The following is a 26485-nucleotide window of genomic DNA, read 5'->3' on the forward strand; positions in this document are numbered from 1 at the left end:
ACCGGTAAATGTGCAGCCGAAAGCAGGCTTAGGATATAGTGAGTTTCCAAACCTTTGCTATTTGCGGGAAACATAGCTTTTACTTCGTTTACCGCATCCTCAACGGCTAAAGCCGCATGCCGCCTATATCGGGCGGCAAACAGCCCGGCCAGACTTAATCGATTCTTTCTACCCTCGCAGCCATTCGGTTATCGCTTTAGCCTTGGGCGGAGGGTGTAAGAATTTTTGTGTAAACGGCCCTGAGGTAGGAAACTACCGATCCTGACAAGGAGGAAACCATGACCGTATCATCAAAAGCCATACCGGATGACCTACTCGACGCCTTGATGTCGCACTATCAAAAACCCGAGGACCTGATCGGTGCCAATGGTCTGCTGAAGCAGTTGACCAAAGCGATAGTCGAACGGGCCCTGGAAGCGGAAATGACCGCGCACTTGGGCCACGGTAAGCATGAGGCGGTGACCAACGCCAGCAGCAATGCCCGAAACGGCAAAAGCCGGAAAACGCTGAAAGGTGACTTCGGCGACTTGCCTATCGAGATTCCCCGCGACCGTCATGGCGAATTCGAACCGCAGATCATTCCTAAGCATCAACGGCGCTGGACCGGTTTCGACGATAAGATCATTTCGTTATATGCCCGAGGACTGACGGTACGGGAAATCCAAGCCCATTTATTCGAGCTTTACGGCACCGAGGTATCCCCCACCTTGATTTCCTCGGTGACCGACGCGGTACTCGAAGAGGTGGGCGTCTGGCAAAGCCGCCCGCTGGATCCGATTTACCCGATTGTGTACCTCGACTGTCTGCATACCAAAGTGCGCGATAGTGGCAGCGTGCGGGTCAAGGCCGTCTATCTGGCCATCGGTGTCAATCTGGACGGCCACAAAGAAGTGCTGGGGCTGTGGATTGCCCAAAGCGAAGGCGCCAAATTTTGGTTGCAAGTGGTCACCGAGCTCAAGAACCGTGGCGTCAACGACATCTTTATCGCCTGTGTCGATGGTCTGAAGGGATTTCCGGAGGCTATCGAAACCGTGTTTCCCAAAGCGGCCGTTCAACTGTGTATTGTCCACTTGGTCCGTCATAGCCTCAACTATGTCAGCTACAAAAGGCGCCAGTCGGTTGCCGACGACCTCAAGCAGATTTATCGAGCCGCAACGGCGAGGGAAGCCGAGCAAAAGCTGACCGAATTCGAGGCCAACTGGCTGGAGACCTATCCCACGATCGCCCCCATCTGGCGACGAAACTGGGGGCACATCATCCCGTTTTTCGACTATCCGCCCGAGATTCGCAAGGTGATCTACACTACCAATACCATCGAATCGGTGAATCGAAGTCTGAGAAAAATCATGAAAAACCGCGCGGTCTTCCCCAGTGATGACGCCTTGTCCAAACTGCTCTATTTGGCGTTGCGCAATATCAGCCAAAATTGGACCATGCCCGTCTACGATTGGAAAGCCGCTTTGAATCGGTTTAGTATTCAGTTCGAAGATCGCTTCCCTAGCCATTAAACCAAACTACCGTTTACACAAAATTTGGGACACTCCCCAAAATTTTGGGACACTCCCGACACTCTCCCGGCTATTAGGCTTACGCACAAGGTATTTTGCTATCCTCGCAACGCTTTTAGGTGGTCCTTAAGCCCAAAAAACCTTGCAGGCAAAGCAAATTGCTTTGCGAGCCCGGCAAAAGGCCTTGCACGCAAGGCGTTTTGGTTTGCGTCCAAGAGAATTAGGCTTTCGCGACTAGCAAAATGCAATCATCGCTCGGCTCCAGTGATTGCGAACGGGAAACAACCAACCGCCCACGCGAAAATGAGGCCCAGCAATGTCCCTTGATTTGGGAATTGGATGTAATCGATCATGGTATTGGTGGTGGAATTAGACGGCAATCGGCCAAGAGCAGACAGATGGTTTTTCTGACGAAGGTCTGCTGATAAATATAGAACCGCCAGCCGTAATCCCAAAAAGGTGCGACCACCTATAGGTTGTGCCGAGCTATGCGAGGCGCAACAATCGCGAACGGTGCGCCTGACGGCAGCACCCTATAATCTGCGCACCTTATGGCCTTAAAATTGACGAGTTGAACGTCCGCACTATCTTGGTAGCTGTCGTTCTTGTGAATGCCGCTCTTATTTTGAGCCCGGCCTGACCAATCATTGCCGATCAGAGTCAAACCGTGAATCAATTGGCGGCAGGAACTCATCAGCGAGAAATCGACGGACACGTTGGCGTATCGAGGCCTTAGTGATTGGCTCGTCGTACCGCACATCAATCACGGCAATTCCGTTCTCCTTACACAATGCCCTCTTTAATATGTCGCGCTTCAATACACGTTCGTGAGCATCTTCGCCCCCAAATACGGAGAGCGGCCGGTAGTGTTGCTCGCCTTGGTGCTCAATAGCTAACTTAAGGTCTGGCAAATAAATGTCGATCCTCATTCGCCCTAACCACGCTGGTGATGCCTCTCGCAAAACTAGCTGGTCAGGAAAAAGTTCTCGGATGACACCATAAAGTTCTGCTTCGCGTACCCAACGGCTCAATCCTAAAACGAGCTTCAATTCTGCCCTAGCGGTTTTTTCGTCCACACCAAGGTCAAACCGCATTTGATCTACGAATGCCTCGAATCCTGTTTCGATACTCGGGCCGTAACGACTCGCCGGCTCCTCTGGGGATAACTTCCGAGCAAGGCAAAGATGACATATATCTTCAGCATATGTGGCGTCTTTTAGCAACGCTACAACCTCTTGGGGCCAAGATCCTTCCACATATTGTGGGACCAAAGAAGTTGCTTGGGATAATATGGTCATATGGAAAGGCTTGGCACAAACGCAAAAGAGCTGCGACCCGGTGATCATGTGAACGAACGATACCGTGCGGAAACCAACGATTTCTCTTGTTGGCGTAAAATTAGCCACCAGTGGTTGCTTTAGATCTCCTTCGCTAATAAGCCGGTTTGTCACCTCTTGGAAAACCTGGCCGGTGACTAATAGGTGGTTTATTCGAAACTCGTGATTGGTCTGGCGTTTGAGATGGCGGGTTTTAATTTGTGTGCTGCGATATACCCCAAATCCGTAATCAATAGGGAGCATGGTAATACTATCTGAAGATATTTTTAGATTATCAATTTTGTCTCCCTGTCGAGTCGCAAAATTAATATTGGTATACCAGGTATCGTACCCGGTTGATGATAAAGCATGCAGAGTAGCGTATCTTTCCTTGAAATACATTGGGTAAAAAAGCACCACCGGTGACTTGACTAACCGACCGCTAAGCTCATCACGAAATTGTTTGAAGAGATGCGTTTCAAGTGCGCGTTCTACGGCCATAACAGGTGTCACACCCGCAGTACGCAGGTCAAGTAACATTTGTCTAACAAGCTCAGAGCTATGCAGTTTGATAGTAATGCTAGAGACATTGCTATCAGATGTCATTGGTATCCCATTCAGGCCGTAGGGCCGATTGTTCTCGCGCTGCACGGAAAAAACTTGCTAGAGCCCTAGATTCATTTGTGTATTCCGGCGAAAAGCACGAACCGCCGTGCGAGAGGGCCAACGCAAAGCATAAGAGGTCGAGAAGAGACACTAATCGAAAAAAATTAACGTTATCGCCGTATCCTTCAAATATGCCGTGCAGGATGCCGTGCCGATTCAACTGATCTAACCCTTCGTAACAATTCGTAGAGCTAGTAAAGCGGTTGACATAGAATTCCCGGAACGATTCAAGCATAACGATCCGCTCTTCATATCGGGAAGGAGAGCGTTCCTCTTTCGCGAGCAGTTCGTCGAGTTCGGCACGCAGCCAAGGCGTGTTGCCTTTTTTTGAAAGACCATCACGTTCAACGGAAATTTTTTTGAATACGCCTTCAAGTACGGGGATCAGAGTGCAAACCGCAGCGTGGGGAAGGCCGGTAAGCCCGGCTTCGATCGCTTCAGCAATCGGCTTCCTGAAATCTCGAACAAAGATGGTTACGCTGTAAAGCCCAACCAACTTAGCAGCCAAATTATCGTCTGAGTATATTTGAGGAAGGAATGATTTAAGAATTGCTTGCTTTTCTACTGGATCGGCGTTTTCTATTCGGCATCCAAGATTACTTATAACCCCGACCGAAACGTAGGCAGGAACAACCCAATCAACAGATTTCAGCGCATTCGCTGCCCTTCTCAAGCCTGAGTTTATATCGGGCACCTTTTGATTCTCATAAAGTCTGCTGATGAAATGATTTTATGACATTTTATATAATTCAGGGCAGAGAAACATTTTAGGCTAATCGGCAATGACCGGTTTGACCAAGACTGGCAAGCCCACTCGGGCTTGCCGAGAGTCAGCTTGAATTCACATAACTGACAAACATTCCCTTGTATGACGAATGGCTCTTTTGGGCCGGCTTCAACAATTTCCCATTTCCAAGAACTATCTTTCGCCATTGGCGTATGTCTCTCTGAACCCATGGCCCAAAGTGTTACCTATAAAGTCCAACAATATGGGTTGTTGCTTTACCGCTATTTACGGCAGGTCAAAATAGCTTTAGCAAACACCCCGCCGTCACTGGTTTCCAGCAAGGTAAAACTGTCCTTCGCGCGGGTGATGCCGGTGTAAATTAATTCGCGCGTGAGTACCGGGCTGATGTTTTCCGGCAAGACTAAAGCCACGTGATTAAACTCCGAGCCTTGTGATTTATGCACGGTAATGGCGAAAGCAGTTTCCACATCCGGCAGGCGCATTGGCGAGATCCAGCGTATTTTCAGATTGGCCGACGGCTCGCCGCTGGCATCGGCACTTGGAAATGCCACTCTAAGTTTGCCGCGACTATCTCGCAGGGCAATGCCAATATCGCCGTTCATTAAGCCCAGATTGTAATCGTTGCGGGTGATCATCACCGGCCGGCCTTCATACCACAGCGCCTGCTTGGCTTTGGCAAACAACCATTCTTCAATGCGCTGATTAAGGCCTTCTACGCCCCACGGCCCATTCCGCAATGCCGACAACACCTGAAACGCATCGAAGGCGGTCAATACTTGCATGGCCCATGCGTCGTATCGCTCCGCGCTGTCCGGCCGACCATTCTGGATTTGCGCCAGATAATAGCCGTAACCTTGGCGGGGGCGTGACGACTCAGCGGAGTCCCCGTTATTAATCACCAATTTTCTTAACAAGCTATTGGCGGCGTCCGGGCTTGGGTGTTGCCGCAAGGCGATGTAGTCTGCATGCGGTTCGGGTCGCAAATCCGGGTAGCGGTCCGTGTCGGTTAAGATCGCCTGAGCCTGCAAGGCATCGCCCTGATTCACGGCTTTTGCCAACTGGCCGATGCCGCTGTGTGCATCGAAACGATGACTGTGCCGCAACATAACAGTTTGTTGGTTGATAGCAGAGCCCGGCACTACGGCGGGCTTGGTCTGTTCGCCGGCATAGCGGCTTATCCACGCCAGCGTTTCCTGATCATAGGCCGCGTGTTCGGCGCCGCGACATAAATCCCCCATCACAGAACCGGCTTCGACGGATGCCAATTGGTCCTTGTCGCCCAATAAGATCAATTGAGTGTTTGCCGGCAAGGCCTCCAACAGCGACGCCATCATTTCCAGATCTATCATCGACGCCTCATCGACGATCACGATGTCGGCGACGATAGGATTATGGCGATTATGCAAAAAGCGCCGCGAATCATGTCGGCTGCCCAGCAAACGGTGCAAAGTACTGGCTTTTCTAGGGATACATTGTTTGATACTTTCGTCGATAGTCAAGCTGTCGAGCGCTTTGGCAATCGACTCGCTGACTCTGGCCGCCGCTTTACCCGTGGGTGCCGCCAGTAAAATATTTAGCGGCTTGGAGTGCTCGCTATTTTGTTGCGCCAGTTCAATCAATAGCGCCAACAGTTTGGTCAGGGTAGTGGTTTTGCCGGTACCCGGCCCGCCGGTGATGATGGCGAATCGCGCCCGCAACGCCAGGACACAAGCGATTTTTTGCCAATCCGGGCTTTCCGGGCTGGTGGGAAACAAATTTTGCAAGCGTTCCGCCAACGACGCCGGCAAGCTATCTCGCGCCGGTTGCAAACGTTGCATAATGCAGGCTTGCGTGATCTGTTCGTAGTGCCAATAACGCCGCAAATACAGCCGGTTACCGGCTAAAACCAGCGGCGTATCGCCTTCTCCCGATGACACAAGTCTTGATTGTGATAGCGCCGCTTGCCAGAGCTCAAGACTATACGCTTTTAAGCGCGCAAATTCGGCCGCCGCCGCGTCCTGCTCCACAGCCCAGGCATCATCGGCCGGAATAGCCAGCGTCATCCCCGGCTGTTCACAGAGTTTTTCCAAGTCCAAATAAACTTCGCCTCTATCCAGCTGATGACTAACCAAGGCCCCTGCCCACAGCACCGCGTCGGTCGCGTTTGGTTCAAGATCCAACAAAAAGCCCACGAAGGCGCGATTCAAATGACTCAACCAGCCTTTAGCTACCCAGTGCTGTATGCTGTCGATTACCGCCGCTTGCCGGATCATGACGATGCTCCAAACAAGGCATCCAAGCGTTCGATCAATGCCCTGGGTGGCTTATCGAACACGCGTCCCGCCGTTGGCCCTGGCGCGCCTCTTAAAAACAAATACAGGCCCCCGCCGATGTGCGTCTCGTAATCGTAAGCAGCAGCCAACCTGACTTTCAGCAAACGATGCAAGGCCAATAAATACAAGCTGGCTTGCAAATCGTAACGCTTAGCCAACATGGCCGCCGTCAAGGCCTCCTGCGTATACGCCGAGTCGTCGGCGCCCAAACTGTTGAATTTATAATCGACCACGTAATACTGCTGATCGTGCACGAATACCAAGTCGATAAACCCTTTTAACAGCCCGTTTACTTGGCCGGGCAATAAGCCGGGACGGGCTTGTCCGCCGAAGGTGTGGCGGCAGACCAAGCGGTCCAGTTCCTCAGTGTCCACGGTATCGGCACCCAGCAGAAACTCCAGCTCGGCTTGATAGGCATTGGTTTCGAGCGCAGCCAAACTAAGCTTAGCGTCCTGCAGCAAGGGCATGTTCAACCAGTGTGCCAAGGCCGAAGCGATGACGGCATGTTTGTTCTCCCATTCGCCGCCGATAAATCGCTTTTGAATCAATTCTTGTCTTAAGGCTGGATTTTCCGAAACGTTGGAAAACCCCCATTGCGCGCATTCCTCCAGCAGATCATGAATCAACACGCCGGGACCGGCGCCTCTGGGCAAAGCGTGGACACCGGACAAGGGTTTACTAAGCGCCGCAGCGATTTCGGCTTCGTCGTTTTGCTTATCGTCATGGGCCGTTTCAAACTCCGGCAACGGCTGAGACGAATCTTCCCAAGGCGTCAAGCGATCCGCGATGTGCAAGGCACTATAACTGGCTATCCACCAATTACTGGATACTTTGCTGAGCGGCACGCGCGCCTCGTCCCTGCTCTCGTCAGCTAAAACCGGGCTGTAGCGCGCGTCGTCAATTTTCGGTAAAGGCGTTATCGAAATCGCTGCACAGCTGCCTTTGAGTTCGCGCAGTTGCTCGGCCAAGGCGCTGTTGGGCATTTTGGCCTGCCAATTCAGTAAGCTGCCCATCGCCGATTTTTCCAACTGGCAATCCTTGGTACTGCCGGATTTGACCGGCGCAATGCCCAGCCAACAAGCATGGCGGGCTCGGGTCATTGCCACATACAGCAAACGTAAATCTTCCTGTAATCTTTCTTCCTCACTGATGGCTTTGATGCGCTCTTGTTTATGCAAGTCGATTTGCAAATCCTGGTTCTCATCGTGATAACGGTAATAGGTGTTGAAGCGACCGCCGACTTCCCGGAAACTGCAAATAAACGGCAAAAACACCAGCGGGTATTCCAGGCCTTTGGATTTATGAATCGTGACAACTTTAATCAGATTGGCATCGCTTTCCAGCCTGATGATGCCATCATCGCCGGCTTGGCTGCCGCCGGCCTCGATAGCCTCGGCCAGATGCCTGATCAAGGCTTGCTCGCCTTCCAGTTGCATGCTGGCTTGTTGCAACAACTCCGCGAGATGCAGCAGATTGGTAATGGACCGTTCACCTTCGCTGTCGTCAGCCAGACGCGCGTGTAAGCCGTAATCGTTAAGCAATTGCCGCAAAGCAGGCAGAATGCCGTCCTGTTGCCAGCGTTGTTGATACATCAGAAAGCGTTCCAGATGCAGTTCCCAGCCGGGTTCGTCCAAGGCCAGTGCGTGCAGAGCTTGATATGACCAACCGAAGGTCGCCGAGCTTAAGGCCGCACGCACTTTGCGCTCATTACGCGGCTCAGCCAGGGCATTTAACCAAAGCAACATGTCGACCGCTTCCACGCTGGCAAAAATGGAATCACGCTCGGACAGATAGACACTGCGCAAGCGTCGGCGCGCCAAGGCGTTGCGTATCGCCACCGCTTCGGTACCACTGCGGACCAGGATAGCGATGTCCCCAGGCTGCAAAGCCTGCATGCCGGATACCGAGCTAAAGCCGGTTTGCCCCGCATCAGCTGAGTTCAGTAATTTGACAATCTGGCTGGCCGTCGCCTCTGCCAGTGTTTCCCGATAAGCCGGCATGCCGACTGCGTCCTCACTATCCCAATGCCACAGGGTCAGTGCCGGAGCAGCTTGATTATCGATAACCCAGGTTTCATTGCGGCCTTGGGCCTTGACCGGCAGAAAAGGTAACGGATTATCTTGTGCTGTTTTAAATCTGAATGCGCCCCGCTCTTGCTGATCGGCTTGGAAAAAAAGCTGATTGACTGCATCGACCAAGGCCTGGGTCGAGCGGTAATTGGTACCTAGGGTGTAATGCCGGCCTTGGGTGTCGCTATGCGCTTTAAGATAGGTATAAATATCAGCGCCGCGGAACGAGTAAATAGCCTGTTTCGGATCGCCTATCATCAAACACGCATAATCAGCGCCGGCGGGCGTGGCGTAAAGCGTCGAAAAAATCCGGTATTGCACCGGATCGGTATCCTGAAACTCGTCTATCAACGCGATGGGATACTGCTGGCGAATCACTTCCGCCAGCCGGTCGCCGTTGCCGCCTTGCAAGGCATTATCCAACCGAATCAGCATATCATCGAAGGTCATCCTGGCAATGCGCTGTTTTTCAAAATCGTAACGCTGCCTGATCCAATGCACGGCATGTTTGATTAGCTCGACTTTTAAACTCGGCAGTGCCGCCAGTTGCGCCGGCAAGCGGCCAATCGCCGCAAAACCGGGATGGTCCGGCGGGGTTTGCCCGGGGTTGGCTAATTTTGCCATGCCGTCCGGCGATAGATTCTCAAAACCCTTGCCAATGTCCAGCGTATCCTGCAAAGGGTCCAAACTCCATGCCTCGATTTTGTCCAGCCAGTTGCGGCGGTTCACGGAGTTGTAATTTTTTGCCGGCAGCACTTTGGTTGCTATGGCAGCCTCCACTAGTTCGCGGACTTCAGGCAACCAAGTTAGCCAAGGCACCTTCAACTGCTGTAACGCCGACTGCCTGATTGATGACACCGCAGCCATCAATTCTTTGATGGACTGACCGTCGGCAAGGCTAAATGGTATTGGCTCGGCGTTACCCAGCAGCGAACGTACCGCCAGCAATAACTCGTCCGGATGCTTGAACAGCGCATACAGGCTTGGAAAATCGACATCGTTGGACATGTCGTAATAGAAACTGCGCCAATAGTCCCGCACCACCTCGTTCAACAATTCAGTATCGTCGGTATTGACCTCCTGCCGGAACAAACTGCCGCTGTCGAACGCATGCTGTTGCAACATGCGGTTACACCAGCTATGAATGGTATAAACAGCCGCCTCGTCCATCCAATTGGCCGCCAATTCCAACCGGCGGGCGCAGGCCGGCCAGTCTACTTCGGGATAAGCGGCACGGATGTGTTGCAAGAATGCATCCGTCGTCGAAAGTTGCTGGCGAAAGAAACGCGCAGCGTGACTCAAACGCTCGCGTATCCGTTCCCGCAGTTCCTTGGTAGCGGCCTCGGTGAAAGTCACCACCAAAATATCCGGCGGCAAAAGATACCGGCTGGATTCAGCATTGTCGGGACGGTGTCCCAGAATTAACCGCACATATAAGGCGGCTATGGTGTAAGTCTTGCCGGTACCGGCGCTGGCTTCGATCAGTCGGGTAGCCGATAACGGAAATTCGATGGGGTTGAGCGGGATTGCACTGGTCATATCGTCCCCTCCCCTGCTCCAGGCAATTCCCGGATACTCGTAAACATCGGTCGGTATAAGCTATCCGCCCAATATTCAAAATCCTTATTAGCGTCAAACGCAGTCAAGCTGGCAAAGTTGGGAAAGAAGCGGGCAAGATAGGCGTCGTAATGGACTTCGCCGGCATTCCATTCGTCGCCCTCATATCTGGCTTGGGCTTTTTCCGACGCGATTTCCGGAGGGGCGGTAAGCCAGCAAAATGCGGTGCGGCAAGCCACGGGCAACGGTGCTTGCATGCCGTCGTGATAAGCGGCAACCAGGTCTTGCAGCTGCTGGTAGGCGTCACTTTGCTCGATAACGGGCATTTCAAGCACCGTGTCGGCACCGATAACCAAGGTGTTTACTGGCAAACCATCGGCACAAGCCGCCAAATGCTGTAGCCACTGCAATAATACATTCGGATATTTGATGGATTTATCCTTATTCAGCAGAGTTTGCGCGGTCAAATGCAACAGACTCACTTGCCCTTGCTGACCTTGGCGACGCAATTGACTGAGATCGCCGGCTAATTGCAGCGTCACGCCGCCGGACAATGCAAAAGGCGCAAGCTGCAATACATGCGGCTCTAAAGCCTCGGGCCACTCCGACACCAACACCCGATAACGTTCCCAAGCCGCTTTGACCGGCTCGGCCAGTGCGGCGAAACTCGTTTGGGCAAAACCACCCAAAGGCAGTTGCCCTTTCTGCATCATCACGGCCTGTTGCCGAGACAGGAATTCTTCTGTCTGATCCGGCTGCTCGGCGGTTAAGCCTTGCAGCAGTTCATCGCTGAATAAATAGGCTTGCAGGCTATCGATTCCAAACGGTTCGCAGTCTTCACTGGTGACCGTTTGGCCATCGAAGCCAAACTTCAGGGTTTGATTGCAAAAGCTTTTGACCGGCGCGCGCAAAAATCGCGCAAGCGATTCCAAGGTCAATAAATAGGTTTTATCGTCCGGGCCAGAGGCGATCAGACCGCTAAACGGCTGAGCCACTGCAGGTGCAAACCATTCCCGGGCATAGGTAAAAAGATTCGGATCACGATTTTTGCGGACATACGCTTCGCTAAACGGCTGCAAGGGGTGCGCTACGGTAATGCTTGGCAACAGGGTGGGCTGGTCGGCAAGCGTCCAGCCCTGCGCCAGCACATCGCGCAATTGACTGATTAAAACCGAAGGCGGCCGCTCGCTATTATCACGGATACTGCGCCCTACCCAGCTTATATATAGCTGTTCGCGCGCCGACAGCAACGCTTCCAGGAACAGGTATTGATCGTCTTGCCGGCGCGAGCGGTCGCCGGGCCGATATTGACCGCGTTGGCTCATTAAATCGAAACTATGCGCTTGTTGATTGCGCGGATAGTCGCCGTCGTTCATACCCAACAAGCAAATCAACCGAAACGGGATGGCGCGCATCGGCATCAAGGTACAGAAATTAACCCGGCCGCTGAGAAAGCGCTGATGCAAGGACGGTTCGTCAACGCCAGCCAGCCAAGCCTCGCGTACCACAGGGATGGGCAGTAAATCTGTTTCGCTTAAAACAGCTTGTTCGCAGTGTCCGGACCAACTCGTTAGTGAACTTGTTAGGGATTCCAGGGTTTTTCGCTCGCGCTCGTCGCTTACTTGAAAAAAATCGTTCAGCAGCTCGGACAATAGTTGCTGCCATTTGGCCGGCGGGTATTCCAGCCGCAATCGCTCAGCGTATTTTTCCAGCGTTTCCAACAGAAACGCCAGACCACCTAGCCATTGCGCATCCAGGCCGCCGATTTCTTCGTAAGGCTGAATCTCATCAAAAGCCACCCCGGCACCGACCGCGTACCCCAACAACATCCGCCTCAGCCCGAACTGCCAGGTATTGGCCTGCAAGTTTGCGGGCATATTGACTCGTTCCGCGCGCTGCCGAGCATTCAAGCCCCAGCGGATGCCGGATTCTTCAATCCACTGATGCAGCTTGGGGATGGCGGTTTCATGAATATCAAAGCGCGTCCGCAAGGCCGGTACTTCGAGCAAGCCCAGAAATTCGCTGACCGCAAACCGCGACTCGGGTAAATTCAACAAGGCTTCCACGGCAAGCAGCAGCGGGTTTTGCCCGCGCTGCTGCTGATCGGCCAGACTGTAGGGAATATAACGCGGATCGTCGCTTTGAATTTGCCCGAATACCGCATGGATATGCGGCGCGTAAGTATTGATATCCGGCACCATGACAATAATATTGCGCGGATATAACGGGTCGCCGTTTTGCTGGGCATTATCGAAACGCGCCAATAGTTGATCGTGCAGAATTTCGACTTCACGTTGCGGACTATGCGCGATATGAAATTGGATAGACGTATCGGAGCTGGCTAGACATACCGGTTGCTCGGGCAAGGGGTCCAAGTCCAAGATAGACTGCTGGAGATGTTGCAGCAAGCTACGCTGCCCCGCCTCTCCGTAATCTTTGAACATATCGATTTTACTGTCCGGCCAATGCCAGTTGGCATAGGCTTGGGTTTCATCGAAATGATCCAGCAAACGAATATAATCCCGGCCCTGTTTGCCCCATGCGGCCAGTAAAGGCGGCGCCTGTAAATGCAATTCCGCATCGCTCAGCGCTGCATTCATACCGGATTTGTAAGCCTGACGACGGCGTTCGGCTTTCAGCAGTTCCTTGTCTTCGATGATGTCGGCCCAATAGTGCTGACACGGGTTATGCACAAACAATACGATCTGACAAAATCGGCCCAATTTGGCCAGCACTTCCAGCGACTGCTGCGGCAGGGAAGACAGGCCGAACAACACGACGCGGCGCGGCATGCTGGCGGGGCGAGCTGTTAACGTATCAATCTTGGCCATGAACTGCGCATGTACCGCTGACCTACTGGCAAACGGCGAGGACTGCTCGCCCAAATCTTCGAGCACCGCGCGCCACAAGGCGGCTTGCCAAACCTGCGCGCTGGGTAGCTGTTTGCTTTCGCCATGCCCGTTGCGCAACACATTTTGTCCTGCCGCCCAATCGGACACCCAATCGGAACGATAAACCTGGTATTGGTCGAACAGATCCGCTAGTTGTTCGGCAAGTTGGTGGCGTTTGCGGCATTGGCTGTCTTCGGTCAAAAAACTCGCCAAGGTTTCGAAGCCAGATTGTTGCAACAAGCCCGGCAACAATCGATATAAGCGCCAGATCAGCGGGTCCTTGGCTAATGGTTGCTCGGTAGGAATCTGCTCGCCTAATACCGCCCGATAAATGCTCCAGATAAACAATGACGGCAACTGCATCTTCAGCGCGGCGGCAATGCCCAGCGAAGAGTTTTGCGCCAAACTTTGCTTTAACCAATGCCCCATGCCGTTGCTCTGCACCAGAAAAATCTCGTTTTCCAAGGGCAGCAAGGGATGCTGTCTGAGCCAGTACTCAACCACATCGCGGAGTTCTTCCAGTTGATTGGAGTGAATCACGGCAATGCCGTTGTCGAGGGAGTGGGCGTGACCTGCTGCGGGCATGATAGGCTGAAATAGTTTAGGGGAGCGGTGCGCCTATTATCGCCGCTTTTGACTGGACCATCGAGACCTTGCAAATTAGTCGCAGTACAGTCTTAGCTATTCGTCTACCTTTGTATTCCCTGTGGCGGAAATAGCAGCCCGATTGTGAAAGCTAGAACAATTCAATCTCGGGGGTACGCTGGTCGGGTTTAGGATTTTCGCCTTGTGGCTGTTTTTCCGTTTCCGACAACAGTAATTTTAAAGCGGCAATGCGCTGTTTGAAGCGCGCTAAACCGTCGCGCTCTTCCTGGTCGTGATGCAATCTCAAGAGTGCGTGCAAGTAATTACCGACATTTTTGGCATCCACGGCTATTTTAGCCATCATTTGCGTGACGATGTCTTCAAACTGCATAGCCATCACCCCCTCCTGAGCCAGCCTTTGTATTTCATTGCTTGCCACAGTGATGTTAGTTGAGTGCCCATTCGCCTTGGATGTCATCTGGATAAGCTCCTGACCCAAGCTGCCGAGGTTTTCGCGTGACCGTTCCGCCAGGCTTAGGTCAGTCTGCGCCACTTGCGATACCTGCTGATCCACTTCTTGCAACGACTGGATTATGTCATCGAGAGTGGCGCGGATTTCATCGCTGAATTGCCGGGTCTGGGCTGCAAGTTTTCGGACTTCATCGGCGACAATACCAAAACCGCGTCCGGCGTGGCTGGCCCGCGCCGCTTCAATTGCCGCATTCAAAGCCAGTGTGTCGGTTTGCCTGGTCAGCTTGGTGACCCCATCAAGTGAATCTTCGATGCGTAAAAACTTGCTCTGCATCTGATTAAAACTGACAGCTATGCCCACGCTGGAATCGTTGACTTCCTGGATTTTTTTAACGAATTCATCAATCAGCGCATGCGTTTGTCGAAAAACTTATGTAAACCGGCCTGCTGCCGTTGTTGCTCGTCATCGGCGCCGGTCATTTGCAATATTTCATCAATTAGGGCGGTCAACACCTTCGCTGAAAATCTTGGAAACGGAGCGCCAGCGAAGTGAAGATTTTTAGTCCCCGATAGCCGTAGCGCCGGGCGGGTTTTCGCAGCGAAGCGGAGAAAACCTGCAAGGCATCGCGACACGGCGTTAAGTCATGCGAGAGCCGATGTTTCGACCCCTTGTTGGGTCGGAACGAGGTGACGCGGACGAATCGGGGCGCCGAAGGCATAAGCGGTCGCGTAATTTTTGCCGATTTTTTCCAGCAGGATGCCCGAAAAAATCTTTCGGCAAAAATAGCGACTCCCCGGGCGTTGGTCGGTCGATTGCTGTTCCAGACCCGTCAAGCTATTGGATAGTTTATGCGCAGAGCTTTGGATGGTATTGCGAGCCAAAGCCAGGTCTTGTTCCAGAATATTGAAACGAGATTCTGCGTAATCCATGGCGCGATCAGACAAAAATTGGTACTCCGCCATCACCGACTCAAGTTCGACCACCCGAGCCTGTTGCCGGTCTTGCCAATGTTTACGGCCGCGATAGGAAAAAACTAGCGAGCCCACCAATAACACTACTGATAGAAAATTAAAGTCAACCGGCGTTTGCTGCGCTTGCCGACTCCAAATCCAGCAAACGCTATTGATGACAATAGCCAGACACAGCAAAACAGTATCTACGCGTTTCATGTCGGCGTGACAAGGTGTTGAATCGGCACGGCTGAGGTATCGGCAACGACCCGATTGCGGCCCTGATGTTTGGCAAGGTATAGCGCCTTGTCGACGCGATCAATGAATTGGCTTTCGTGCTCGGTAATTGAAAACTGTCCAACACCTATGCTGATAGTGACGTTTATCCGTTCGACGAAAGAATAGTCTTCTATCGTGGTGCGCAAGCGGTTTGCAAACTCGACGGCATCCTCAAGAAGTGTATGCGGCAGCAAAATCGCAAATTCTTCGCCGCCCCAACGAATCGCATCATCACTGCACCTGACCAAGCTCATTAGTTTCAAGCTGATGGCTTTCAAGATTTCGTCGCCAATCAAGTGGCCGTGCGCATCATTAATTTGCTTGAAAAGATCGATGTCCAGTAACAACAGCGAAAACGCCGGGGCGTCATAACGCCGCATGCGGCCAATTTCATCGGCCAGTCTTTTATCCAGCATTCGTCTATTGCCAAGTCCGGTGAGAGGGTCGGTCAACGAGGATTTTTCAAAACCCTTGGCTTTGGCGTCCAGAATAGCCACAAGCTCTTTGAGCTCGCCGGCGTGATGTTTGATTAAATCTATCCAGGTACCATAGGCAAAACCCACCAGTTCGCTCTGCGTGACGACGCCTACCAATTGGTTTTCCTGATTCACCACGATGGACCGTTTGATGTGACAGGTTTTTAACTGAGCGAGCGCGTCTTCAATGGTTGAACTGACCTCGGTGGTAATGACCGGACTACTCATGTACTCCCGGAGTGGCCTATCGGTGGTATCCGCGGCAGAGATAAGTTTAAAAATATCCTTGGTGGTGATAATGCCTATCGGTATTTTGGATTCGACCACAATGATGGAGTCCTCCATTTTCTGCAGATGGTTAAGCACATCGTCCAAAATCCAGTCCGCAGTAAAGGTGATGGGCTCTATTCTGGTCACCAAATCGCCGATGGTTTTTTTTTGCACCAATACAGTAGGATCGACCGCCGATAGAATGTCGGTATCGGTCAATATGCCGACCAGACTCTCAGTGGAATCGACGACACCTAAATACCGGTCGCCATTGCTTTCAAGGATTTCAAATGCCGTCAGCACCCGTTCATTTTCGAAAACGCAGGTAATCTTGCGTAATGTCAATTCAGCCAAGGTGGCATCACTGCTGCCGCCAGCATGCAGATGCTTCAGCAAATCTTCAACGGAAAATACAAAATAGTCTTCGCCAATTTCAAGCACTACGCTGCTGACGTTATGGTGGTCTATTAGCTGCGACACCGAACGAATAGTCATATCTAAAGTCGCTCGCAAAAGTTGTTTTTGCGCAATCGACCCGACCGTTGGAAAAATTGTAAATTCAGTCACGAGCGTCTCAAATTTGGCTATGCCTTGCGGCTATTGCTTGCCGAAAAGTAGTTTTGTTGGGTAGCAAGGAGGGTTAAGCCAGAGATTTTTGGCGTTTTTCACGCTTGTTAGTTTGTTGAGTGTTCAATATTTTTAGCGGGGGGATAGTGGGCAAATCAGTCAGTCCTTGGCGAGTATTTGACTTGAAGGTATCGTGCAGTCTCAGAAGATCCGTAACCGTTTTGGCGTTGGTTTTGCGCATTAAATTCGCGCGATGCACTTTGACGGTTTTTATCGAAATATCCAGTTTTTCGGATATTTCCTTATTGGTGTGGCCCAGCACCACCAACTCGCAGGTTTCAATTTCGCGTTTGGTCAGATTACGGAATTGATTGTTGATACTGGCAGCAAACTCATATTCGAAAAAAGCCAGTTCAAGGCATTTGCGTATCTGTTCCAGACTAAAGGGCTTTTCAATAAAATCAAACAAACCGGTTTTTATCGAGCGCAAGGTAGTCGATAGATCACTTGATCGGGTGATACAAATCCGCGGATATTCCAGTAATAAACCAAACTCGGAACCGGACGGCGATATTTCGACCACTTCCGGGTCAAACACCATCACAAAGGCAATATTTTTGCTGGTTAAATTCGCCTTGTTGTCGGCGATCCAGCGACACAACTCGTCCCGGCTGGCAACATAATCCACATTTGTTTGCAGACTCTCCCTGACCCGATTGATACCTTTAAAGGACGAGACTTCGCGGTCAGCAACCAAGATTAATCTATCGAGTTCCAAAACCTGTAGTGCCATAGTCTGTAAAAGTTGATACCAAAGTTCGTGTTCCAAACTCTGTCAAGTGTACGTAAGTCTTAAGTTTTGTCTATTGGGCTAAGGTCTTAGATGCGTTATCCGCTTCCCCGCTTTTCAGGCTACTTTTATGCCTTTATTAACCCGGCCCTATTTATCACTGGTATTCCGTTTAGGCTGAGCTGGATCTATCGAAGCCTAGTTGGGGCGCATCAACTCAAACGGTCATTTTTTTGCGCAACAGACTGGCCTTTGGTCTGCAAAGTGAATTCCAATTGGTTTCCTAGCTCCCGCCCACGCAAAACGATGGTCTACACTCTGTGCGGTCAAACTAGAGAACTACAGCGATGAGTGACGAAAAACGCCTATCCACCACCCAACTGGCCAAATTGCGCGGCATATCCCAGGAGCAAATGTTCGGGCAACTGACTGCGCTGGGCCTAATCGAGAAACAAGCGGACAAATGGCAGTTAACCGACGCCGGCAGTGCCGCCGGCGGTGTCTATTTGACCGGCAAATATGGCCAATATGTTGCCTGGCCGGAAGAATTTCAGTTGCCGAGCGCGCCAAGCAAAGCGGATGCGCCGAAACTATTGACTGCCACTGTGCTCGGGCAACAGTTCGAACTGCCGGCCAACAAAATGAACTACATCTTGTCCGAATTGGGCTGGATCAAAAAAGGCTTGAAAGGCTGGCTAGTCACCGAACAGGGATTGGCAATGGGTGCCGAACAAGGCGAAGACAGCCGTTCCGGCATTCCCTATGTGCGCTGGCCGGAAAAAATCACCCGGAACCGGGCGTTGAAAGACAACGTCGATAATATGAAGGGCGTCGATAAACCTAAAACCGACACCGACAAAATGGATAGCTTCCGCCACAAATTCGAAGCCACCCACCGCACCACCGACGGCCATTTCGTTCGTTCCAAGGCAGAAATGCTGATCGACAATTGGTTATACATGGCGGAAATCGTCCACGCCTACGAACGCAAACTGCCGATCGAAGAAGAAATGTACTGCGACTTTTATATCCCCACCGGCAAAGTTTATATTGAATTCTGGGGCTACGAAAACGACGCCAAATACCAAGCCAGAAAACAGGAAAAACTCGCCATTTATCAGAAGTACAATTTCAATTTGATTGAATTAACGGATAAGGACGTGTTGAATCTGGACGATATTTTGCCGAGGTTGTTGTTGAAGTTTGGGGTGCAGGCGTATTGATTTTGAATATTTCGTGAAGCTGATGAGTTTTCTCAGCCGGCGAACAGTTGCAATGTAAAGATTTTCTGTTGTTTCAAAGTATTTGCTGGGTTTCGCGTTGCTTTACCCAGCCTACTGGCTAGAGCGAGCGGATGAGTCTGAGTAGACTTGTTTGGTTTCGTAATGTTAGCTAATGACAGCTTTAGCTACAAATTTCGAATTCCAGGTAAATCTTTAACTATTGAATTTGCGAACTGGTGTTATCGACTCTAACCCTTATCGCAGCCCATGAATCCTAGCAGTTTGATCACAATTTCAAAGTGGCTGTAGGGCGGATAAGCGTAGCGTCATCCGCCAAATCGGTTAAACTCTTTTCATGCCGAACTATCGACGCAATCGCATTCCTGGTGGTACCTATTTTTTCACCGTCAACCTGCTCGAACGGAAATCGACGCTGCTGATCGAGCATATTGCGGAGTTACGTGAAGCGGTGCGAGTGGTCCGGGAAAAGCAGCCATTTCACTTGTGCCCTTGGGTATATCGATGCTTAGGTGGTTTTGCCCGATCACATGCATGCAATCTGGACATTACCGGCTGGTGATGATCAATATTCCAACCGATGGCGGGCGATAAAAAAAGCCTTTTCGAAAGCGATACCTAAAACCGAATATCGCTCTGCAATCAGAATAAAACGCCACGAGCGAGGGTTATACCCAAAGGGCACAAGTGGCAACGTCGTTTTTGGGAGCACACTATTATCAATGATGCCGACTATGCGGTACATATGGATTACATCCATTACAATCCTGTGAAGCATGGCTGGGCAATCGCGGTTAAGGATTTACCCGAGGGCATAAAGGCCATATTCAAGTTTTCATCACTTAGTTAGAATGGGCGTTTATCCGTTAAATTGGGCGGGGTTGGGCTTGGCATTGTCGGAAGTTGGTGAGGCGGATAATTGACGGTTTTATCGGCGGATGACGCTTCGCTTATCCGCCCTACGGCCCTCACTACAATTGCGCCGATTACGGCTGGCGTTAAATCCAAAGAGAATCGAATGGATTTCATTGAAGAATTTGAAACATCAATAAAACTGTGGGGTGATGGAGATATTATTGAGTCTTTATCATCTTCTGAAGCAGATGATGTCTTTGAATTTGCTGAAACAATGGCTCTGATAACCAGATATCATTTTAATCAAAACCAACAGCCTAACGAAAACTTTTCATTTATTGCTAATTCTTCATTAAGTGGTGGCCGCCATCCTTGCTCATACCCAGAATGCAGATTAAGAAAACTCGATCAGCTCGTATCATTTGCATCGCTTTACGCAGATGAGGTTTATATTCAAAACCCTTTTGAACAAGTGATGCTTAAAAGTTCAGAAAATATAAACGAAGTATCCAGACAAGAGCTTACCCATGGCATCCTTAATTTCTTTCGCTTAAAGCCATTAATAGAAAAGGGAATCATTAAATATGCACAAAACACGGTATCCTTATGCCAGCACCATAAGGATACATTAGCAAACCCTATTTCAAAAAATATTGAGCAAAAAGAAGATAAGCTGTATGAGCTTCTTCATGAGTATTTAATTAATAAGTGTGCAATATATTTTGACATAGGAAAAGGCGCTGGTCCTTTTTTTAAAATAGAAGGCCCTAAAAGCCTAATTGATCATGGAGTTATGTATTTCCACCTATATGAGCCATTGCCAGATTTTGTCGAAAGCCTTAAGGCAAAGAAGTTGCCATATAAACTATCGCAAAAAGAGATTGCAGATTACAACATATTATCTTTAATTATTAGTCCAATCTTAAGAGACCTATCTAATCAAGAGTGGCATTCTGCTTTTCACGGAACATCCTACCTTTGTGACAACGAAGCCCAAATGAAAATAGCTTCGCAGCTAAATAACCCAGTTTATAAAGCTAACTCTTCTTCATTTGAAAAAGCAATGAAACACTACCTTCCAACTATTCATAGCAAAGACTATAACGCAATAGTTAAACTTCGAGAGCGCGAAAGTGAAGCATTTGCCGTTTACAGAGATAAAATCAATTCTATGATAAAGAAACAAAAAAACTGGAGTGAGGTAGAAGTCTCTGAGATGTTTCGAGATCAGGTGCTGCCTGAAATAAATATAATAGAAAAAAAAGTTAAAGATTGGAAATCTAAATCTAGAGAATCACTTAAAGAGAAAGTGATATTTGGTTCAGGTGCAATCTCTGTAGGTCTTTACGCTGGATTATTACCTCCAAACATTGGTCAAATCATAGCTGCAATCGGTGGAGGTACTGCTGTTGTTGGAGCCATGATGGATTACAACAAAACTCTGAAGGAGAAAGAAGAGGCTCGCTCAAATGATTTTTACTTTTTATGGCAAGCAAAACAATAATTTAACTGTAGAAGGGCATGCACTTGAGGTTGACGTGGCTATGAGTCCCAACCTTGCGCGAGAAGGCGTAGTTTGCCAAAGAGTGCAGGGTTATAGCTAGGCGTTTGCAGCGGCTTTTCGATGCTTACCTGCTATTCTCGCTCAATGATAACGATTGACAGCTCTTTGGCCGGAAATACTACCTGATTGTTCGGATTTTTTAGCAACTCAGAAAAAACGTTGCCGGCTGATAGTAGAGGAAGAATCATCAGGCAGCAAACAAAGTCCGCTTAATTCGTTAAGGCCTCAAGGCCATAAGGTGCGCTGACTATAGGGTGCTGCCGTTAGGCGCACCGTTCGCGATCGTTGCGCCTCGCATAGCTCGGCACAACCTATAAGGTGGTCGCACCAATTTGAGATTACCGCTAACGGCTATAGGTCATTCAACAGACCTTCGTCATAAAAACCATTCGTCCGCAACTTGCCGAAAATGCCACATGGTGGTGTTAGTTTTTCTTTTCTAACGGCTTAGAAAAACGTTGCTGGCTGATGAAAAAAGAAAAACCATCAGCCAGCAAACAAAGTGAGCTTAATTCGTTGAGGCTTTAATGCTTAGCAGGCTTTCCCGCCGCAAGCTCAAATATAATAATTTCCGCCTCGCCTTTGCCGACGTTTTCCACGGTCATTTCCGCGCCGGTTTCCCAGAACACTTCGCCTTGGCTATAGACTTTGGTTTGGCCGTCATCGACGACTTTCAGCTTGCCCATCACCACATATCTGGGGCCCGGTCCTTCGTGCGTGTGTAAGGGGGTTTTGTAGCCCTTGGGGAAGCGCACCCGCATTACATGGCTCTCGACTTCTTTACTGGGTAAAGTCACCGGCTTGGTCATTAACAATTCCCGGGAGAATTTGCTGGCGGACTCGTCGGCTTGCACTAGCGGCGACAGGCACGTCAATAATCCCAACACAGAAAGTAAGTAGCAAACGCGGTTTGATTGTTTCATAAGGGTGGCCTCAAAGCTAAGGGATGGGTGATAGGTAACGAGTATACAAAAACGCTAGTTACCGCGCCCGCTGAATTGGCGTGGCGGGCGCTAAGAAGCTAGTCTTCGGCTTGTACTTGCTTGGGCATTTCGCGGTTGATCAAGAAATACACCAAAGGAATCACCACCAACGAAAATAAGGTGGACGCAATAATCCCGAAGATGAAGCTCCAGGCCAGACCCGAAAAGATGGGATCGAGGACGATCATCACCGAGCCTAATACCGCCGAAGCCGCTGTCAAAAAGATCGGATTTAAACGAGTGGCGCCGGCTTCGATGATGGCGTCGGCCAAACTGATATCCGGATTACCGCGATAAATGTTCTCGATAAAATCGATCAAGATGATGGAGTTGCGCACCACGATGCCGGCCAAAGCAATCATGCCGATCATGGCCGTGGCGGTGAAATACACCGGATCGGCATATTGCCCGACATCGGACGCAAACAGGTTGATGAACCAAAAGCCCGGCATGATGCCGATCACCGTCAGCGGGATGGCGATCATCATGATCAGCGGCACACCCAAGGAGCCGGTCTGCCCCACCAACAAGATATAGATCATCACCATCGCCGCCGCGAACGCCAAGCCCAGGTCGCGGAACACATCGACGGTGATTTTCCATTCGCCCTCCCCGGCCATTTCCGCGCTGTAACCGGCTGGTAGCGGCTGCTGTTCCAAGGCATCCTGCAGATCCCACACCGCTTCCACCGGGCTGCGTCCGGCCATTTCAGCTAGCACATACGACACCTGGCGTAAGTTTTTGTGATAGATGGTTTGATCCGCTAATTCATGGCTAAACCGACCGATTTCGCTCAAACGAATCAAATCGCCTTTTGCCGATTTCACCGACAAGTTTAATAAATCGGCTTCCGAGGAACGCGCCGCTCTGGGATATTGCAACGTGATCAGCAAGGGCTGGCGTTCGCTGGCGATATGCAAAGTACCGGCTACGCCGCCTTCTACCGCCAGTTTCAAACTATTGGCCACCTGCTGATTGGTAATGCCCAATAGCGCTGCTTTGTCCTGGTTCAACACAAATTGCCACTGGTCTTGCGGCGCTTGCACATAATCGTCCACATCCACCACGCCCTCAGTCGTTTGCAAATGTTCACGAACTTGTTTAGACACGCTCACCAAATCCTGATAACCGGCTTCCGGCGGCCCGTAAATTTCCCCAACCACGCTGGATAGCACCGGCGGCCCCGGCGGCATTTCCACGATTTTAAGATTGGCGCCGTATTTATGACCGATCCGCTCTATATCCGGACGCATCCTCAGCGCGATGGCATGAGATTGTTGCGCGCGCCGAGATTTATCCACCAGAATGATGCGCAGATCCCCAACATAGGCGCCCTGGCGTAAATAGTAATGCCGCACCAAGCCATTAAAATCCATGGGTGATGCCAAACCGACATAGGTCTGATAGCTGCTGACCTCATTCACCGTGGCCAGATATTGACCCAGAGCCGTAGCGACTTCATTGGTGGCCTCAAGGGACGAGCCGCGGGGCATGTCGATCACCAATTGCAGCTCGTTTTTGTTATCAAACGGCAGCAGTTTCAGCGGTACGACTCGGGTCACGGCCATCAGCGTGGACAGGACAAATGCCACAAACACCGCCAGCAAAAACCACAAGGCTTTGGATTTATGGCTCAGCAGCGGCGCCATGATGGCTTGATACAGCTTGAAACCACGGGATTCCTGTAGCCGAAACTCTGGTCCATGATCTTTACCGTAATCGCCTTTCAACAATTTATAGCTGGCCCAAGGCGTCACCGTGAAGGCGATCAGCAAGGACATCAACATGGCTATCGGCACGTTAAAGGCCATGGGCGCCATGTAGGGTCCCATCATCCCGGTGATAAAAAACATCGGCACGAAGGACATGATCACCGCGAAGGTGGCCAGGATGGTCGGCGGACGAATTTCGTCTACGGCTGTCAGCAAGGCTTGTAACGGTGGCTCTTTGCGCATTTTGTAGTGGCGATGAATGTTCTCGACATCGACAATCGGGTCATCCACCAATAAGCCCAAAGACAGAATCAGCGCGAACAGCGTTACGCGGTTGATGGTGTAACCGAAGATCAAATCGCACAGCAAGGTAATCGCAAAGGTCATCGGTACCGCCAATGACACGATCAGCGATTCCTTAAAACCCAGCGCCAGCGCCAGCAGGACTATAATGGTGAGAATCGCGATGCTCAGGTGCATCACCAGCTCATTGACTTTGTGATCGGCGGTTTCGCCGTAGTTGCGGGTTACCGTCACCAACACTTCATCCGGAATCAGCGTGCCGTGCAATTGTTCGGTCAGTTCCAACACCTGCTCGGCCACGCCGACGGCGTTGCTGCCGCGCCTTTTGGCAATGGCGATGGTAGCCATTTGCCGTTCTTCACCGACTTGCGGTAACGCGTCACCGGGATGCCCTACCGTTTTCATTTGCTCCACACCGGGACCGAAGCCGATGCGGGTGTAATAGTCAGTGTCTTGTGGACCATCGACGATCTGCGCCACATCACGCAAATACACCAGACGGCCGGCGACGTTTTTCAAGACCGTCGCCCCGATCTGCTCCGGCGTTTCATAGTGCGGCCCGGCTTCCAGCAGGATTTCGCTGTTATTTTGATTCAAACGCCCAGCCGGCAGATTGACATTGTTCTGCGCCAACGCTTGTTGAATTTCCGGCAGGCCCAGGCCGCTGGCTTGCAACTTGGCGGGATCGGGATACACCGAAATCTGCCGAGGCGCCGCGCCGATGACCCAACTTTTGCCGACGTCGTCAATGGCGCGCAAGCGCTCGATCAGTTCCTCGGCGATGCGGCGCACCGCCATGATGTCTTCGTTCGCCTTTGGCATAGACATGCTCAATAGCAAGATCGGCACGTCATCGATTTCCACCGGCTTGACTACCCAATCGCTGACACCGGGCGGGATGATGTCCAGATTGGCTTGCAGCTTATCGCGGGTTTTGATCAGACTGTCTTCGATACTCTCGCCCACCCGATAGCGCACCGTGACCAGCGACTCGCCGGGCCGGGAGGCAGAATAGACGTATTCCACACCCTGGATTTGCTTGAGTAATACTTCCAAAGGCGTGGTGACGCGCTTTTCCACTTCTTCGCTGCTCGCGCCCGGATAATGCACGAACACATCCATCACCGGCACGATGATTTGCGGATCTTCCTCACGCGGGGTCAAAGTTAATGCTGCCGCACCCGCCAACAGGGAAATCAATAAAAACAGCAGCGATAAATGCGAGGTGGTGAATAAGCGAACGATGGCAACCGTCAGGCTGTCCTTTTTCGCTTCCACGATTTTGTTCAACTCGCTCATTGCCCCAACCCAGCGTTACTCAAGATAGTTTCGCCTGCGCGCAGTCCGGAGAGTATTTCGACCTGGTCGCCATACTGCTTACCTGCGCGAATATGTCGCGTCAATAGCCTTTGCCCATCCAGTACTTTAACCGCTTGCAGTTGGCCGTAATGCAAAATGGCTGCAGACGGGATCATCACGGCTTGTTGTGCACTGGCACAAGCCAGCTCCAGCCAACCGAATTGGCCGTGTTGCAAACCAGGCATGTTGGGTAATTTCACTTTTACCGCGAGGGTGCGGGTTTGCGGATCGATTTCCGGGGCTATTTCATCGACCGTCGCCGCCAGCGTTTGCTGCGGCGTATCGAAGCGCACTTTTACTTCCATGCCTAACTTAATGGCCGCAGCACAGTGGCTGGCAATTGATGCTTCCAGACGCAAGTCATCGGGTTTGTGCAAGGTGACGATGGCTTGATTGGGCAAGCCCATGTCGCCCGGCTCTTGCAAACGCTCACCGACTACCCCGTCGAACGGTGCATAGAGCACATTTTCGCCAAGCATCACTTTACTCTGTTGCGCGGAACTGGCGGCTTGATTGGCCATGGCTCGAGCGCTTTGCGCTTGCGCCAGCACGGCTTCGTAGTTTTGCCGGGTGGCCGCTTGCTTGTTGTACAGATCGATAATGCGTTTTTCTTCGGCAACGGCCTGAGCCGCCTGAGCCTGGGCTGCCGCCTGTCCCGCGCTGGCCGCGTTGTAAGCCGCTCGCAAATCGCGATCATCGAGACGGGCGATGACTTGGCCTTGTTTAACTTTGTCACCCGGATTGACAGCTATTTCCAGAATGCGCGCATTTAATTTTGGGGCAATTTTCGCCGCCAAGCGGGATTTGACCACGCCCTGCCAAGACAAATTGTTCTCCGCAGTCTGTGTGCCTACTTTTAAGGTCTGTGCGCCGGCGGGGATACTACTCTCAGGCGAATCCGTGTTGCCGGGTTCGGTCTTATCCTCGCCGCCCAAAATACCCAGCGCAAATAAAATCACCAGCAATAAGGCAGTGATCGCTGTCGCCGGCATAAGCCATCTCGGCAAATTTG

General features: G+C 51.2%; 15 protein-coding genes and 1 pseudogene. 4 read left to right on the forward strand and 12 right to left on the reverse strand.

Going from position 1 to position 26485, the window contains the following annotated elements; genetic code table 11:
- Window positions 1-278: 278 nt before the first annotated feature.
- Window positions 279-1508 (forward strand): IS256 family transposase, encoded by a 1230-nt coding sequence (locus METH11B_RS0103700; RefSeq protein WP_026600850.1) that lies wholly within the window; start codon window positions 279-281, stop codon window positions 1506-1508.
- Window positions 1509-2152: 644 nt separating this feature from the next.
- Here the strand turns inward: METH11B_RS0103700 and METH11B_RS27580 are convergent.
- From METH11B_RS27580 to METH11B_RS27590, 9 genes are all read right to left on the reverse strand, one after another.
- The gene (locus METH11B_RS27580) at window positions 2153-3430 is read right to left on the reverse strand and encodes a hypothetical protein (RefSeq protein ID WP_026600851.1); all 1278 of its coding nucleotides are present in this window, start codon (window positions 3428-3430) and stop codon (window positions 2153-2155) included.
- Window positions 3420-4184 carry a hypothetical protein gene (locus METH11B_RS0103710; RefSeq protein WP_026600852.1) on the reverse strand — a complete coding sequence of 255 codons (765 nt, stop codon included), beginning with the start codon at window positions 4182-4184 and terminating at the stop codon, window positions 3420-3422. Before METH11B_RS0103710 ends, METH11B_RS27580 begins: the two co-directional genes overlap by 11 nt.
- A 314-nt stretch (window positions 4185-4498) precedes the next feature.
- Window positions 4499-6490, reverse strand: coding sequence for an exodeoxyribonuclease V subunit alpha (gene recD, locus METH11B_RS0103715; RefSeq protein WP_026600853.1), 1992 nt, complete (start codon window positions 6488-6490; stop codon window positions 4499-4501).
- Window positions 6487-10158: an exodeoxyribonuclease V subunit beta gene (gene recB / locus METH11B_RS0103720; RefSeq protein WP_026600854.1), complete on the reverse strand. Its 3672-nt coding sequence runs from the start codon at window positions 10156-10158 to the stop codon at window positions 6487-6489. The genes recD and recB overlap by 4 nt, the downstream gene beginning before the upstream one ends.
- A complete protein-coding gene (gene recC / locus METH11B_RS0103725; RefSeq protein WP_026600855.1) occupies window positions 10155-13652 on the reverse strand; it encodes an exodeoxyribonuclease V subunit gamma in 3498 nt (1165 codons plus the stop codon). The genes recB and recC overlap by 4 nt, the downstream gene beginning before the upstream one ends.
- Before the next feature lie 151 nt (window positions 13653-13803).
- Complete coding sequence (locus METH11B_RS0103730; protein WP_036275585.1) at window positions 13804-14484, reverse strand: methyl-accepting chemotaxis protein; 681 nt, start codon at window positions 14482-14484, stop codon at window positions 13804-13806.
- Between the two features lie 281 nt (window positions 14485-14765).
- Window positions 14766-15293 carry a hypothetical protein gene (locus tag METH11B_RS0103740; RefSeq protein WP_026600857.1) on the reverse strand — a complete coding sequence of 176 codons (528 nt, stop codon included), beginning with the start codon at window positions 15291-15293 and terminating at the stop codon, window positions 14766-14768.
- On the reverse strand, window positions 15290-16666 hold the full coding sequence (locus METH11B_RS27585; RefSeq protein WP_155931075.1) for a diguanylate cyclase: 1377 nt from the start codon (window positions 16664-16666) through the stop codon (window positions 15290-15292). The genes METH11B_RS0103740 and METH11B_RS27585 overlap by 4 nt, the downstream gene beginning before the upstream one ends.
- 73 nt (window positions 16667-16739) lie before the next feature.
- A complete protein-coding gene (locus tag METH11B_RS27590) occupies window positions 16740-17459 on the reverse strand; it encodes a response regulator transcription factor (protein ID WP_026600859.1) in 720 nt (239 codons plus the stop codon).
- 344 nt (window positions 17460-17803) lie between these two features.
- Between METH11B_RS27590 and METH11B_RS0103755 the strand changes: the two genes are divergently transcribed.
- The 3 genes and pseudogenes from METH11B_RS0103755 to METH11B_RS0103765 all read left to right on the forward strand — a co-directional run bounded on the left by METH11B_RS0103755 (window position 17804) and on the right by METH11B_RS0103765 (window position 21056).
- Window positions 17804-18679: a hypothetical protein gene (locus METH11B_RS0103755; protein WP_020481299.1), complete on the forward strand. Its 876-nt coding sequence runs from the start codon at window positions 17804-17806 to the stop codon at window positions 18677-18679.
- 355 nt (window positions 18680-19034) lie between these two features.
- Window positions 19035-19620: pseudogene (locus METH11B_RS26135) on the forward strand (REP-associated tyrosine transposase).
- The gene (locus METH11B_RS0103765) at window positions 19617-21056 is read left to right on the forward strand and encodes a hypothetical protein (RefSeq protein ID WP_026600861.1); all 1440 of its coding nucleotides are present in this window, start codon (window positions 19617-19619) and stop codon (window positions 21054-21056) included. Before METH11B_RS26135 ends, METH11B_RS0103765 begins: the two are co-directional and overlap by 4 nt.
- A gap of 584 nt (window positions 21057-21640) precedes the next feature.
- Here the strand turns inward: METH11B_RS0103765 and METH11B_RS0103770 are convergent.
- The 3 genes from METH11B_RS0103770 to METH11B_RS0103780 form a co-directional block, all read right to left on the reverse strand.
- A complete protein-coding gene (locus tag METH11B_RS0103770; RefSeq protein WP_026600862.1) occupies window positions 21641-22039 on the reverse strand; it encodes a cupin domain-containing protein in 399 nt (132 codons plus the stop codon).
- A 98-nt stretch (window positions 22040-22137) separates the two neighbouring features.
- Window positions 22138-25413, reverse strand: a complete 3276-nt coding sequence (locus tag METH11B_RS0103775; protein ID WP_026600863.1) for an efflux RND transporter permease subunit — start codon at window positions 25411-25413, stop codon at window positions 22138-22140.
- Window positions 25410-26465, reverse strand: a complete 1056-nt coding sequence (locus tag METH11B_RS0103780) for an efflux RND transporter periplasmic adaptor subunit (protein ID WP_231499576.1) — start codon at window positions 26463-26465, stop codon at window positions 25410-25412. Before METH11B_RS0103780 ends, METH11B_RS0103775 begins: the two co-directional genes overlap by 4 nt.
- Between the last annotated feature and the right edge of the window lie 20 nt (window positions 26466-26485).

The organism is Methylomonas sp. 11b, assembly GCF_000515215.1.
Taxonomy (GTDB): domain Bacteria; phylum Pseudomonadota; class Gammaproteobacteria; order Methylococcales; family Methylomonadaceae; genus Methylomonas.

Excerpts from the sequence above, each read along its gene's own strand:
- METH11B_RS0103780 (WP_231499576.1), bottom strand. The coding sequence starts at position 26,465 with ATGCCGGCGACAGCGATCACTGCCTTATTGCTGGTGATTTTATTTGCG.
- METH11B_RS0103775 (WP_026600863.1), bottom strand. The coding sequence starts at position 25,413 with ATGAGCGAGTTGAACAAAATCGTGGAAGCGAAAAAGGACAGCCTGACG.
- METH11B_RS27590 (WP_026600859.1), bottom strand. The coding sequence starts at position 17,459 with ATGGCACTACAGGTTTTGGAACTCGATAGATTAATCTTGGTTGCTGAC.
- METH11B_RS0103770 (WP_026600862.1), bottom strand. The coding sequence starts at position 22,039 with ATGAAACAATCAAACCGCGTTTGCTACTTACTTTCTGTGTTGGGATTA.
- METH11B_RS0103755 (WP_020481299.1), top strand. The coding sequence starts at position 17,804 with ATGAGTGACGAAAAACGCCTATCCACCACCCAACTGGCCAAATTGCGC.
- METH11B_RS0103700 (WP_026600850.1), top strand. The coding sequence starts at position 279 with ATGACCGTATCATCAAAAGCCATACCGGATGACCTACTCGACGCCTTG.
- recB (WP_026600854.1), bottom strand. The coding sequence starts at position 10,158 with ATGACCAGTGCAATCCCGCTCAACCCCATCGAATTTCCGTTATCGGCT.
- recD (WP_026600853.1), bottom strand. The coding sequence starts at position 6,490 with ATGATCCGGCAAGCGGCGGTAATCGACAGCATACAGCACTGGGTAGCT.
- METH11B_RS27580 (WP_026600851.1), bottom strand. The coding sequence starts at position 3,430 with ATGACATCTGATAGCAATGTCTCTAGCATTACTATCAAACTGCATAGC.
- recC (WP_026600855.1), bottom strand. The coding sequence starts at position 13,652 with ATGCCCGCAGCAGGTCACGCCCACTCCCTCGACAACGGCATTGCCGTG.
- METH11B_RS0103740 (WP_026600857.1), bottom strand. The coding sequence starts at position 15,293 with ATGAAACGCGTAGATACTGTTTTGCTGTGTCTGGCTATTGTCATCAAT.